The sequence below is a fragment of the Halomonas litopenaei genome, from assembly GCF_003045775.1.
Taxonomy (GTDB): domain Bacteria; phylum Pseudomonadota; class Gammaproteobacteria; order Pseudomonadales; family Halomonadaceae; genus Halomonas; species Halomonas litopenaei.
The window spans coordinates 324699-337595 of the sequence record NZ_PXNS01000004.1 but is presented as its reverse complement, the minus strand read 5'-3'; the positions used below and the strand labels follow the sequence as shown (position 1 = coordinate 337595).

11 protein-coding genes are annotated in these 12897 nt (G+C 57.2%); all 11 read right to left on the bottom strand.

Annotated elements, in window-relative coordinates; all coding sequences use genetic code 11:
• Window positions 1-74 precede the first annotated feature (74 nt).
• Window positions 75-617, bottom strand: a complete 543-nt coding sequence (gene rfbC, locus C6W88_RS08035) for a dTDP-4-dehydrorhamnose 3,5-epimerase (protein ID WP_108132204.1) — start codon at window positions 615-617, stop codon at window positions 75-77.
• A 30-nt stretch (window positions 618-647) separates the two neighbouring features.
• Window positions 648-1535, bottom strand: a complete 888-nt coding sequence (gene rfbA / locus C6W88_RS08030) for a glucose-1-phosphate thymidylyltransferase RfbA (RefSeq protein ID WP_108132084.1) — start codon at window positions 1533-1535, stop codon at window positions 648-650.
• Between the two features lie 44 nt (window positions 1536-1579).
• Window positions 1580-2461, bottom strand: a complete 882-nt coding sequence (rfbD, locus tag C6W88_RS08025) for a dTDP-4-dehydrorhamnose reductase (RefSeq protein ID WP_108132083.1) — start codon at window positions 2459-2461, stop codon at window positions 1580-1582.
• Window positions 2458-3525, bottom strand: coding sequence for a dTDP-glucose 4,6-dehydratase (rfbB, locus tag C6W88_RS08020; protein WP_108132082.1), 1068 nt, complete (start codon window positions 3523-3525; stop codon window positions 2458-2460). The genes rfbD and rfbB overlap by 4 nt, the downstream gene beginning before the upstream one ends.
• A gap of 181 nt (window positions 3526-3706) precedes the next feature.
• Window positions 3707-4729, bottom strand: coding sequence for a KpsE/RkpR family capsule polysaccharide export protein (locus tag C6W88_RS08015; protein ID WP_231498577.1), 1023 nt, complete (start codon window positions 4727-4729; stop codon window positions 3707-3709).
• Window positions 4730-4902: 173 nt separating this feature from the next.
• Window positions 4903-5961 carry an ABC transporter ATP-binding protein gene (locus C6W88_RS08010; protein WP_108132081.1) on the bottom strand — a complete coding sequence of 353 codons (1059 nt, stop codon included), beginning with the start codon at window positions 5959-5961 and terminating at the stop codon, window positions 4903-4905.
• Complete coding sequence (locus C6W88_RS08005; RefSeq protein WP_108132080.1) at window positions 5958-6764, bottom strand: ABC transporter permease; 807 nt, start codon at window positions 6762-6764, stop codon at window positions 5958-5960. The genes C6W88_RS08010 and C6W88_RS08005 overlap by 4 nt, the downstream gene beginning before the upstream one ends.
• A gap of 11 nt (window positions 6765-6775) precedes the next feature.
• Entirely contained in the window at window positions 6776-8422 is a 1647-nt protein-coding gene (locus tag C6W88_RS08000; RefSeq protein ID WP_375038063.1) for a polysaccharide biosynthesis/export family protein, read from the bottom strand.
• Window positions 8423-8514: 92 nt separating this feature from the next.
• A complete protein-coding gene (locus C6W88_RS22065) occupies window positions 8515-8802 on the bottom strand; it encodes an RT0821/Lpp0805 family surface protein (RefSeq protein WP_221621186.1) in 288 nt (95 codons plus the stop codon).
• Between the two features lie 236 nt (window positions 8803-9038).
• Window positions 9039-10952: a sulfate adenylyltransferase subunit CysN gene (gene cysN / locus C6W88_RS07990; RefSeq protein WP_108132077.1), complete on the bottom strand. Its 1914-nt coding sequence runs from the start codon at window positions 10950-10952 to the stop codon at window positions 9039-9041.
• A gap of 242 nt (window positions 10953-11194) precedes the next feature.
• The gene (cysD, locus tag C6W88_RS07985) at window positions 11195-12109 is read right to left on the bottom strand and encodes a sulfate adenylyltransferase subunit CysD (RefSeq protein ID WP_045992429.1); all 915 of its coding nucleotides are present in this window, start codon (window positions 12107-12109) and stop codon (window positions 11195-11197) included.
• Between the last annotated feature and the right edge of the window lie 788 nt (window positions 12110-12897).

Genomic DNA, 12897 nt, shown 5'->3' with positions numbered 1-12897 from the left:
AAGTGTGGTGATTGCGAAGAGGGAGGGCCACTTCTTGGTTCATGTTCTACCACGTCTACTTCCTCAGGCAATTACTAGTAGCCAGGAGCCTCGACAAACGACATCCCTCGAGCATCCTTATCGGAAACTCGTGGCTCAATGTTGTCCAATGGCCAGTCGATTGACAGGATAGTATCTGCCCAGTGCACCGACATTTCGTCTGAAGGCGCGTAATAGTCAGTACACTTGTATACAAACTCGGCATCGTCACTGGTAACGTAGAAACCATGTGCAAATCCAGGTGGTACCCAGAGCATCTGCCGGTTGTCTTCGTTCAAGAAAACGCCTACCCACTTACCATAGGTGGCACTGGACGTTCGCATATCAACGGCTACGTCGAACACCTCTCCCCTGACTACTCTCACCAGCTTTCCCTGGGGATGCTTCAGCTGATAATGCAGTCCCCTGAGTATCGAGCGACTCGACCTACTATGGTTGTCCTGAACAAACTTGTGTTCACCACAGACTTCATCAAATGTTTCCTGGCGAAAGGTTTCCATAAAGAAACCTCTTTCGTCACCGAACACTTTTGGCGTAAATAGCACGACATCAGGAATAGCCAGCCTTTCAACTTTCATGCACGTCACCTCCACCATCAGGTAGCCTTGTCACTGACCAACAGCCTTCGCGGCCAGAAGCTGTAGCAGGTATTCCCCGTATCCTGTCTTGGAAAGGCTGTTTGCCTGTGAAAGCAGGAACTCGTCACTGATCCAGCCTTGAGTCCAGGCAATCTCTTCCAGACAGGCTATCTTCAGCCCCTGTCGATGTTCGACTGTCTGCACGTACTGCGCTGCCTCAAGTAAACTGTCATGAGTACCTGTATCCAACCAGGCAAATCCTCTCCCCAAACGCTCTACGTGAAGTTCACCACGGTGTAGATATTCATTGTTGATCGAGGTTATCTCCAACTCTCCCCGAGCCGATGGCTTGACGCTCCGCGCGATGTCCACCACGGAGTTGTCATAAAAATACAAGCCCGTCACCGCATAGGATGACTTTGGTTTTTTGGGCTTTTCCTCAATAGAGACCGCACGCCCTTTCTCATCAAACTCGACAACACCAAAGCGTTCCGGGTCTTTGACGAAATAGCCGAACACTGTGGCACCTCGAGCCTGGTCGGAGGCTCTCAGAAGTTGCTCGGAAAAGTGTTGTCCGTGGAAGATATTATCGCCAAGGACGAGACAGACAGGAGAATCACCAATAAACTTCTCGCCGATAATAAAAGCCTGGGCCAGTCCCTCTGGCTTTGGCTGCTCTGCGTAGGACAAGGAAACACCAAATTGGTCACCGGTACCGAGCAACTGACGGTAGACCGGTAGATCATCCGGTGTAGATATCACCAGTATTTCTCTTATTCCTGCCAACATTAGCACCGAGAGCGGATAGTAGATCATCGGCTTGTCGTAGACAGGGAGAAGCTGTTTTGAGACCCCATGGGTAATGGGGTGAAGTCTCGTACCGGAGCCTCCGGCAAGGATGATTCCCTTCCGATTCATGGCGGTAACCTCTAGTTTTCGGACAACGCCTTGCGGCGGCAGGCCTACCTTAGGTAGTCCTTCATGGTGAGAGACAACTGTCTCCTCCAGTCAGGGAGCGAGATGTCGAAGGCGTTCTCAAGACGAGAGACCGACAGCCGGGAGTTGGGTGGACGCTTTGCTGGTGTGGGATAGTCCTTCGTCGCCAGACGAGACAGCTGGTCGTCGCAGAGCATGAGAGGAAGGCCGTGCAGACGGGCGAGACGAAAAATCTCTCGGGCAAAGTCATACCAGGACACGAAACCCCGTGGTGCCAGATGGTAGAGCCCGGTCAGTTCGGGACGAGAGCGGTAGACTTGCCACGCATGCAAGGTCACGTCAGCAATCAGGCGTGCGGGCGTAGGGGCCCCCACCTGGTCGTCGACAATTGCCAGGGACGCCCGCTCCCGCCCCAGACGCAGCATGGTCTTCATGAAGTTGTTGCCCCTGGCACTGTAAACCCAACTTGTCCGGAAGATTTGTGCGTCGCATCTACTGGCGAGCACCGCCTCGTCGCCGGCAAGCTTGGACTGGCCGTAGCAAGATAAAGGGTCGGTTGGACTATCTTCCGTCCAGGGCCGAATGCCATCGCCTGGATAGACGTAGTCGCTGGAATAGTGCGTCAACAGTGCCCCGTGATCGGCACAATAGCGTGCGAGACAGCCAGGCAGCTCTGCATTGAGTCGAAAGGCAGTCGCCGTATCGGTCTCTGCCTGGTCCACCGCGGTGTAGGCAGCAGCATTGATCACCCACTGGGGGCGATAGTGGTCCAGACAGCGTTTCACCGCATCAAGGTCGGTCAGATCCAGGGTCCTGCGGTCAGGCGCATGAAGATCCAGATGGATGGCTAGCGCCTTGTGAAGCTCATGGCCCACCTGGCCCGAGGCACCAAGCAAGAGCCCACTCATGACAACACCCCCAGGCGCTCGGCCCGGTAGCTACCATCCTGCACCGCCTTCCACCACGACTCGTTGGCCAGATACCAGGACACTGTCTTGCGAAGGCCAGACTCGAAAGTCTCTCGTGGCTCCCAGGCCAACGTGTGCTGAATGTAGGATGCATCGATGGCATAGCGCCGGTCGTGTCCAGGCCTGTCGGTGACGTAGGTGATCAGATCACGATATTCGCCCTTGTCCGGAGCCATTTCCGTCAACAGGTCACAGATTGTGTGTACCACTTCGAGGTTGGTTTTCTCGTTATGGCCACCAATGTTGTAGGTATCTCCACCCTTTCCCTCACTGGCAACCAGCACCAGGGCGCGCGCATGGTCCTCGACGTAGAGCCAGTCTCGTACCTGTCCACCATCACCGTAGACAGGAAGAGCCTCTCCATGCAGCGCATTGAGGATCATCAGAGGAATCAGTTTTTCAGGAAAGTGAAACGGACCATAGTTGTTTGAACAATTGGTCACCAGGCAAGGCAAGCCATAGGTGCGCGTCCACGCCCGCACCAGGTGATCCGATCCCGCCTTGCTGGCCGAGTAGGGCGAACTAGGCGCGTAGGGGGTCTGTTCGGTGAACAGGCTGCCATCATTCTCGAGGTCTCCGTAGACTTCGTCGGTGGAGATGTGGTGAAACCGAAAACCATCGGCCTTGTCGCTGTCCTGTTGCCTGATTCCTTCCCAGTACCCGCGTACCGCCTCGAGCAATACCAGAGTGCCCACCACATTGGTCTGAATAAAGGCGCGAGGCCCGTCGATGGAGCGATCAACGTGGCTTTCAGCGGCCAGATGCATCACCACATCGGGGCGGTACCTGTCCAGAATTCTGCTCATTGCCGCGCCATCACAGATGTCCGCTCTCTCGAAGATATAGCGAGGATCGGAGGCGACAGACGCTACGGATGCCAGATTGCCGGCATAGGTCAGCTTGTCCACATTGACGACACGATGAGGGGTGTGGGTAATCAACTCCCTCACCACGGCCGAGCCGATAAAACCGGCACCACCGGTCACGAGAAACGTCTTGATCATGAAAGAACCCCGAGAGGACTGGAAATTCTGCCCGCCCCGCCAGGGAGGACGCTAGAAATGGCATACGGGCGGGAAGGAAGAGAGGATGACAGGAAGCGTGAGCCCTGAGCTCTTCAACATGAAGGGCTTCATTGCGGCAGCCGTCCGACGACAGCTATCGGTAGTTGCATCAGGAAGAGCGTCAGTCTCTGTGGTCCTGGACGATCAGCCACAGCATGCTGGCAATGAAGGCAAGGAACAGAGTGACGATCACAAAGATGGTCAGGTTGTAGAGGCGCTCTGGACGCGTGGCGTACTCGGGCAATAGAGGGCTCTGCAAGATACTGATCTGCTTAAGCTTGCGAGCAGCCTCGATGCGCGTGCCCTCCAATGCACCGAGAGCGCTGGCATAGGTCTCCTGGGCAAAGCGAGCCCGCAGCTCGAGCCGCTGATACTCGGAGGACAGGCGGTTGAGGGAGTCTCCTGTGGCCTTTGCCAGTCGCTCACGCTCCTGATCGATCTGACGACGCAACGCAGTGATTTCGCTCTCGACTCTCACCATGTCCGATGAACGCTGGCTGGAAAAGCTGGCCAAGGCGCTACGCCGGGCTTCCAGTCTTGCCAGCTCACCTTCCAGACTGGCCACCACCTGGTTGAGGCTGTCCACCGTCGAGGTAGGAGACACCAGACCATGCTCGTTCTGATAGTCCAGGAGATCCGTGCGCGTCTGATCCAACCGATCGGACAGGCGCTCTACCTGAAGCTCGAGGAACCGTACCTGATCCTGAGCCAGGCGCTGCCCCATGGCATTCATGTGCGCTTCACCTTCCGCCAGTAAAAGCGAGGTCAGTTGCTGGGCAAACTCGGGAGAGAAGCCCTGGACCTCCAGCTTCAGGACCCCTGCGTAGTCATCGAGCGTTACCTCTACGCGACTCAGGTAATACTCATGAAGGTCTTCGATGGGAGCCTCGGCGTCCCACAGACGAGCAGGAAAGTCACCGTTCTCACTGTAATGAGACCTCAGGTCGAGCCGTTCATCAGCCTTCTTGAGCATATCCACAGAAAGCAGATACTCCCGCAAAAGCAACATATCGCTATCGACGCTGGCACCGGAAAGCAGGCTCGAGAAGTCGAAGGTTGGGGCAGCGATCTGTGGGCTTTCCAGTACCACGACGGCCTCGGATACGTACCGATCCTCGGCCCAGACTAGCCAGTAGAAGGACATGGCCAATATCGACAGGCAGGCAAATGCCCAATGGGGCTGCCGAGCAATCCATCGCAACATTATCTTGGCTTCCTTGCTGGAGCGACGTCGCGGGGCATCCGGACGCCTCTGAATGCGAGCACCACCGTCGGGATCTAGTCCTCAGTGAGCGACGCCTTGCCATCGCCTGGTGGCTACCGTTCTTTCTTCTCGAAACCCTTCTCCGACTCCTTCCGCGAATCCTTCCCCGAATCGTCCTTGCCACTGGCGGGTGTGGCTCGCTTTTTCGTCTGTACCGCGCGACGAACCTCATGCAAGCGCTGCTTCGCCAGGTGAAGGCGAGCAATGAGCTCCTGACGGACCCTCGGGTCGACCAGTTCGTCTGCGTTCTCACGCCCCATCTCCAGAGCATCGAGGCGCTTCTGGATACGCTCCAGCTGCTGTCTGCGCTTGCCCAGCAATGCCTTGAGCGTATCCAGGGACATTGTGTCGATACCCGGTGTCGGCGCAGGTGACGGATACCGGGGTGCTTGCGGCTCGCCATCGTGGCGTGGCCCATTGCCGGGGCCGCCGGTGGCCTTGGCCTTGGCCTTGCTGTCACTGTCCTGGTGATAGCTGCGAATGGCGTCTCTGATATCGTCAAACCAGAACGCCTCGCCATGCTTCAGATAGATGCCTGCCTGGCACAGTTCGCGCAGTATGCCTTCGCTGTGGGAGACCATGACCAGGCTTGCGCGATTGACCCTGTCCTTGAAGGCACGGGTCGCCTTGGCCTTGAATACCCGATCGCCCACCGAGGTCGCCTCGTCAGACAGATAGACATCGAAATCAAACGCCAGCGACAGACCAAAATTGAGTCGCGCACGCATCCCGGAGGAGTAAGTACGAATCGGGTCATCGAAGGCCGGCCCGAGCTCTGCAAATTCCTGCACCTTGTCGATGATGGCTCCGACGTCACGACCACCACCATGGACACGGGCAACAAACTTGACGTTCTGACGGCCACTCAAGGCCCCCTGAAAACCTCCGGCCAGTCCCATCGGCCAGGAGACCCGAGCATCGCGCCGGATAGAGCCCCTTTCAGCCGTATCCATGCCGGCAATCAATCGCAGCAGGGTCGACTTTCCCGCGCCATTTCTCCCCAACACTCCAACGCTTACGCCGTGGGGGATGGTCAGGTTGATATCCTTCAACACCCAGTCCCTGACCTTGTGATGGTGATAGCGCTTGTAGAGGTGTTCTATCTGGATCATTGCGCCATCAGCCGATGTCGAAACCGAAGGTGTAGCATCAATCCTAGTGACAGCAGTGCCAGCGTCACCATCCAGTAATAGGGGGCACTGGTACCAGGGACCTGCCAATACCCTTCAAAAAAACCGCCACGTAGTCGCTCCAGACCATGAACAATCGGGTTGAGCAACAGGTACTCACGCATCCAGTGGGGCATGTGATGGATCGGGAAAATGACACCGGATAGGATCAACAATGGCATGATCATCATCCGTAGCACGATCGCCACCTCGGCGATGAGGGTGGCAAGCACGGAGACAATTAGCCCAAGCGCCAGGCCCAGCAGCCAGAGCGAGAGCCACCACGCCAGTGCCAACAGGGCGTCGTCAGGTGCCAGCGCCTCGACCTTGAGCAACATGCCGCCGAAGATGAACAAGAGAAATATCAGTGATCGCAGAAGCCCCTCCAGGGCGTTGCGCACCAACACCGGGTCCACGGGCCTGACCTGCCGATAGGCGAACAGCGCCTGGTTGGCCTTGATGGCTCCCAGCCCTCTAATCATCCCTTCGCGAACCAGAAAAAATCCCATCAGTCCGACCACCATCCATGGGATGAAAGGGGCTCCCACGATAAGGGCGTCTCCGCGGATGAGACTGCGGATGGCCACCATGATCAGTGTGAAGAACACAGGTTCCGCGATCATCCAGAACCAGCCCAGGCGATCCGACATGGTGCGCGCAATGGCCTCTCGCAGGAACATGGCGTACCAGACGCTACGCGTCACCACCCAAGGGTGGCGTTGCACGGAGTTGCCAATCATCGACATGCTGCCCCCCTCTAGAGATCGATCGCCACCTTGGTGGCCACGGCAATCTGATAAAGGATCTGGGTCAGGCTGGTTGCCAACTGAAGATTCTTGGTGGGGACAGCCGGCATCACCAGAATCTCGTCTCCTGCACGCAGGGTGATATCGTCGGCATTCCGCACCGCGCCGTTCTGGCGAACCACCAATATGTTGTCCTCATCGCCACGCTGGGTAAGACCACCTGCGGCATCAAGATAGTGGTCGAGACCAGAACCCGGCTGATAGACCACCGCCTGTGGCACGACCACCTCTCCGCTGATGAGCACCGAATCCATGGCCTCCGGCAACGTGATGACGTCACCGTCCTGCAACCGAATGTCGGCAACCCCTTGATCACTGGCGACCACCAGTCGACCGCTGGGTTCGAGCTGTCGCGCCCGCGCCACAAACATCTGAATCAGCTCGGCCTCGCGAATCCTGATTCTGGCCTCCTCATCGGTGGATGACGATGTTCCCAGATAGGTCGTTTCCAGACGACGGAGACTATCCTCGAGCGCCTCTTTCTGCTGCCGTGCTACGCTTTCTCGGCGAATCGACACATTGTGGCTGGCCGACATGTCGGACAGGATGGCGACGGCGTCCAGCAACTCTCCGAGCCGGGCATCCCGCGGCAGGGCAAACCTCGACGGGCCCAGAAAACTCCCCTCGAGGGCAACCACGATGGTGCCTTCCTGATGATCTGCATTGAAGATCACCTCATCACCAGGCTGGACCTGGCGCGCGAGAAATTCGTCGAGCGTCAGGTAGGTGGCAACCGGGCCTGTTGCACGCTCTCCGCGCAGCAATACGTGAGACACACCACTCTTCAGGCGGGCCAGGCTTACCAGATCGCTGCCACTCAACTGGCCAGACTGTAGTTCGTATCGGTAGGCGCGTTCCACATCACCGGTCACCGCGATGGAGGGGCCTCGTTCACCCACCACGATAGTATCGCCGTCGCGCAACTGAGGCCGAGCGATCCTGCCATCCAGCAAAAAGTCGTAGAGATCGAAGCTGGCCAGGCGTTGCCCCTGACGCATCAGGCTGATGCTGCGATAGCTGCCAAGGGCGTTGTCGATCCCCCCGGCCTGATCGAGAAAGTACAGAATCGAATCCGAGGGGGTGCCCGCGTAACGTCCAGGGCTGTGCACATAGCCGGTGACATAGACACCGACGGGCTGAACGCCTTGCAGGTTGGTGTACACCTGCACGTTCTCGGGATAGATGCTCTGGATCGCTTCTCGAACCCGAGCATCCAACTGGCCATGACTCATTCCCTGCACGGCGAGGGGGCCGATCGACGGGAGAAAGATATTGCCTTGGGCATCCACGGGCACCACTCGATCGAATTCCACCGCCCCCCATGCTCTCAGGGTGACCTGATCACCAGGTTTGATGCGATAGTCACGGTTGAGCCCATCTGCCATGGTGCCTCGAAACCCACCGGTAAAGAGGTTGGCGCCAAAGGGAGGAAGCAGTTCCACATCGATCGGTGACGGTATCGAGGGCGGCCCGTAGCGATCGTTGCTCCAGTTGGCGCGAGGCGAGTCATTGATCGTCCCTTCATCCGTCTGCTCCCGAGCCTGAGGCAAGATATCGTCCGGCAGAGCAATACCCTGCGCAGCGACCGAGTTCGCCATCGACCAGCTCACCATCAGCAACAACACAGGCAACGCCAGCCGTCTTGCCAGATACAGCACCGCCCTGCCGAGCCGTTTATCCATGATCGTCATCACCAGGTCTCCGCTCCGTTGTACAGCGCCGTTACCAGGCGACTGGTAAACCAGGCGCCTTCTCCCGACTTGCAGGCAACGGCCGCCAGTCGATCCCCGTTGCTCCGGCGAGTCACTGTCAAGTGACGACATATGCGCCTGCTGGCAGAGAAGTAGGGGGAGTCAGCCACCACCTCCACATTCGCTCCCCAGGGGCTACTCGATAGTGTGGTGGCGCTCCCGGCGGGGGTTTGGGCAAGAAACCGCGACAAGTCGCTGGAGGCAGGGATCCCGGAAGGCTCGCTCATGATCCCCTGGGCACTGTTCGGCTGGGTAAGCGGACGCTGAACACAGCCGGTGATCAGCACCGTAGCAAGAAGAAGCGTGACCGTGGCACCCCGGCGAAAGACGCTTTTCCTCGAAAGACCCGAGGCCCTTTCAGGCGCCCTTCCATCGGCTGAAATCGACCTTAAAAACGTGCAATATCGAAGCATAATCATAGCGAAATTCCCGACGTCGTCATGCGATAAACGACGAATAACTGTTACAGATGTTTTAGCAATTTCGCAATAATATCTTGCTCGCTCATTATCTCTGTATTGACGGAAACCTCTGGCTTTACAGGCGCCTCATAAGGACTATTGATGCCAGTAAAATCCAGAATTTTTCCTTCCCTCGCCTTCTGATACAGTCCCTTAGGGTCTCTCTCTTCACAGACATCCAGAGGCGTATCGACAAACACCTCGACAAAATCATCGCTAAGAAAGAGCGCCCTGGCCGCCTCCCTATCTGCTCGAAACGGCGAAATAAATGCGGTAATAACGATCACCCCAGCCTCTGCGAACAGCCGAGCAACCTCACCGACTCGCCGAATATTCTCCGCCCTGTCCTGCTCCCCCATGCCAAGGTCCTTGCATAGCCCATGCCGGACATTGTCGCCATCCAGCAGCATGGTGTGATGCCCGCGTCGATTGAGCTCCACCTCCAGAGCATTGGCGAGGGTCGACTTGCCGGAGCCCGATAACCCGGTAAACCAGACGCAGCAGCCACGGTGGCCATTGATCCTCTCTCGCATGGTCTGGGTTACCGTGGTGCGGTTCCACACCACGCTGGCCTTGCTGTCGTGTTTGCGGAATTCGTAGGGCAGCTCCGCATCCGACGGACTGTGGATCATCCCGGCACCGACGGTAAGGTTGCTAAGTCGGTCGATCAGAATGAAGCAGCCCGTGCCAGGGTGGGTACGATAGTCGTCGACAGGTATCGCGGTGGTGAGCTCGACACGGCAACGCGCGATAGCATTAAGATCCAGCTGCTCCCCATGCCGTTGCTCCAGGGTGTTGACGTCCACCAGGTAGTCGATGGCGACAACCTTTCCCGCAAGGTCCCGAGTGGCCAGCTTGATGTCATACAATTTCCCGGGTTCCAACGGGGACTCGTGCATCCACACAATATCGGCCACGAATTCCGACCGAAGCGGCACCTGATCATCGACCCCTACGATCCAGTCTCCGCGCGATGCATCGATCTCGTCGCACAAGGTGATGGTCACCGCTTGTCCGGGAAATGCCGCATCGAGATCACCATCCATGGTAACGATGCGCTTCACCTGACTGGTGGTACCGCTCGGCAGCACCTTGACCGCCAGTCCGGGAGTCAAGACACCGGAGCTGAGGGTGCCCGCGTATCCCCGGAAATCCAGATTGGGGCGGTTGACGAACTGAACCGGCAAGCGCACATCTCGCAGATTCTGGTCGTGCCTGATCTCGACCTCTTCCAGCAGCGTGAGCAGGCTGGGGCCGTCATACCAGGGCATCTCGCTGCTGGGCTCGACCACGTTGTCGCCTTTCAGCGCAGACAGCGGGACAAAATGTATATCCCGGGCTTCGAGTCGATCCATGACGAGCCGATACTCGTCGACGATCTGCAGATAACGATCTTCGTCATACGCCACGAGATCCATCTTGTTGACCGCTACCACAAGGTGCTCTATGCCCAGCAGGTCGCAGATGAAGCTATGGCGACGCGTCTGGGTCTGCACACCGTGTCGAGCATCAATCAGTATGATCGCAAGACTGGCCGTGGAAGCGCCGGTCGCCATGTTGCGGGTGTACTGCTCATGCCCCGGCGTGTCGGCAATGATGAACTTGCGTCTCTCGGTGGAGAAGAACCGATAGGCCACATCGATGGTGATCCCCTGCTCACGCTCTGATTGCAGGCCATCCACCAGTAGCGCGAGATCCACCTCGTCACCGGTGGTGCCGCTGGTGCGAGATGCCTGGGTGATGGCGGCCAGCTGATCCTCGTAGATCATCTTGGAGTCATGCAGCAGGCGCCCGATCAGAGTGGACTTGCCATCATCGACACTGCCGCAGGTAATAAAGCGCAGCAGGTCCTTGTTCTCGTGTTCCTTCAGGTAGCGTTCGATGTCGCTGGCGATCAGCTCGGATTGATGGGACATGACGAATTCCTGGTAGAGGCGCAAGCCACAGCACCCGGACAAGGATGCCGAGGAGACTAGGGCTGAACCGGAGTGCAATCTGGAGACTGGAAGAGCGGAGCGTGGAGGAATGCGGCGAGCCACGCGGTCGCGGCCTTTGCCGTCTGGTGAAGCGATGGGTGTAGCCGCCTTCCCGGGAACACCCCCATCGGCAATCCGCGAATTCAGTACAAGACGGCAGGCGAACATTCATTCCAACTAATTTAGAAATACCCCTCGCGCTTCTTCTTTTCCATCGACCCCGCCTGATCATGATCGATGGCTCGACCGCTGCGCTCGCTGGTCCGCGTCAGCAGCATTTCCTGGATGATTTCGGGGAGAGTCGCGGCTCGAGATTCCACCGCACCGGTCAGGGGATAACAGCCGAGGGTACGGAATCTTACCCAGCGTTCCTGGGGCGTCTCGCCCTTCCGCAGCGGTAGTCGGTCGTCGTCGACCATGATCGTCATGCCATCCCGCTCCACCACTGGCCGCGGTGCGGCGTAGTACAACGGCACAATGGGGATTCCCTCGAGATAGATGTATTGCCAGATATCCAGTTCCGTCCAGTTGGAGAGAGGAAAGACGCGAATCGACTCCCCCTTGTTCACCTTGGCGTTATACAGGCTCCACAACTCGGGACGCTGGCTCTTCGGCTCCCACCGATGATGCCTGTCACGGAAGGAGAAGATGCGCTCCTTGGCACGACTCGCCTCCTCATCCCTGCGGGCACCCCCAAAGGCTGCGTCGAATCCATGGTGATCAAGTGCCTGCTTGAGAGCGGCGGTCTTCATCACGTCGGTATACTTGGCGCTACCGTGATCAAAGGGATTGATATCGGCCGCGACCCCCTCCTGATTGATATGCTCGATCAGCTCCATGCCGGACTGCTTCGCCATGAGATCGCGAAAGGCGATCATCTCGCGGAACTTCCAGGTGGTGTTCACGTGCATCAACGGAAAGGGGGGCGTGCCGGGAAAGAAAGCCTTGCGCGCCAGATGCAGCATCACCGATGAATCTTTGCCGATCGAGTACATCATGACCGGAGAACGGAACTCGGCTGCGACTTCTCTGATGATATGGATCGATTCGGCCTCCAGCTGTCGGAGGTGTGTCTGGCGATCGGGTAGTAGTTCCATGACGGATCGAAGTCCTCGGAAAGGGAAACACTCGCCGGCGGAATGCGTGGACTCGGCCGACTCGACCCGCGTGACGTAGCCGCAGCCGTTGGCCCGAATAGCCCACAGCAGCACCAAGGCTCCAGGCACCGGAGAGTGGGCGCGGCATGTGATCCGCGAGTTGGTGCAGGAGAGGGGCACTGGACCTGATGGCGATGAAGCACGCTACCGCCCCGGGATGTCACGGACGCCTTCCCATGCCCTGCTTCAACGAATTTTGCCCTCGACCGTGGTAGCAAACAGACGAGTAACATTGATAACGGTTCATTAACACTTGATCACAATCATCGATACTAATGTTTTTGTACTTCTCCATCCAGACACGGGCGAGGTTATTGGCGGGCAATAAACGGTTACTGCATAGAGAGTAATCCGCCTCCCTTTAACTATGCTGCAATACAAAAAAATATCTAAAAGGCCATAATCCACACACGCCAAAAAAATCAGCAAAAGATCAAAAAAATCAAAGGCATAACAAAAAAACAAAGACCAGAAAAAGCATGCTCATTGCAATAATGTCGTTACGGCACATTTAAAAGCTTCGTGCCTAGTTCTTCGGTACAATAATTAAAGCAAGTATTGGATAATTTAGGTTAGGCGTGAGTCACGACCGGCATAGAACTTTAATAATTAACTGCGACGGTATTGTTTTTCATTAAAACTTCACCATCTTGGCGAAGAACATTTCTTGATCGTCAGAAGTGCCAGCATCCAACAAATGTAATCTTCTAACGCCCCGCCTCGGCGCC

Coding starts and splice junctions, on each gene's coding strand:
- rfbD (WP_108132083.1), bottom strand. CDS start 2,461: ATGAGTGGGCTCTTGCTTGGTGCCTCGGGCCAGGTGGGCCATGAGCTT.
- rfbA (WP_108132084.1), bottom strand. CDS start 1,535: ATGAATCGGAAGGGAATCATCCTTGCCGGAGGCTCCGGTACGAGACTT.
- C6W88_RS08015 (WP_231498577.1), bottom strand. CDS start 4,729: ATGTCCTTCTACTGGCTAGTCTGGGCCGAGGATCGGTACGTATCCGAG.
- rfbB (WP_108132082.1), bottom strand. CDS start 3,525: ATGATCAAGACGTTTCTCGTGACCGGTGGTGCCGGTTTTATCGGCTCG.
- C6W88_RS08000 (WP_375038063.1), bottom strand. CDS start 8,422: ATGGCGAACTCGGTCGCTGCGCAGGGTATTGCTCTGCCGGACGATATC.
- C6W88_RS08010 (WP_108132081.1), bottom strand. CDS start 5,961: ATGATCCAGATAGAACACCTCTACAAGCGCTATCACCATCACAAGGTC.
- rfbC (WP_108132204.1), bottom strand. CDS start 617: ATGAAAGTTGAAAGGCTGGCTATTCCTGATGTCGTGCTATTTACGCCA.
- cysD (WP_045992429.1), bottom strand. CDS start 12,109: ATGGAACTACTACCCGATCGCCAGACACACCTCCGACAGCTGGAGGCC.
- C6W88_RS22065 (WP_221621186.1), bottom strand. CDS start 8,802: ATGAGCGAGCCTTCCGGGATCCCTGCCTCCAGCGACTTGTCGCGGTTT.
- cysN (WP_108132077.1), bottom strand. CDS start 10,952: ATGTCCCATCAATCCGAGCTGATCGCCAGCGACATCGAACGCTACCTG.
- C6W88_RS08005 (WP_108132080.1), bottom strand. CDS start 6,764: ATGTCGATGATTGGCAACTCCGTGCAACGCCACCCTTGGGTGGTGACG.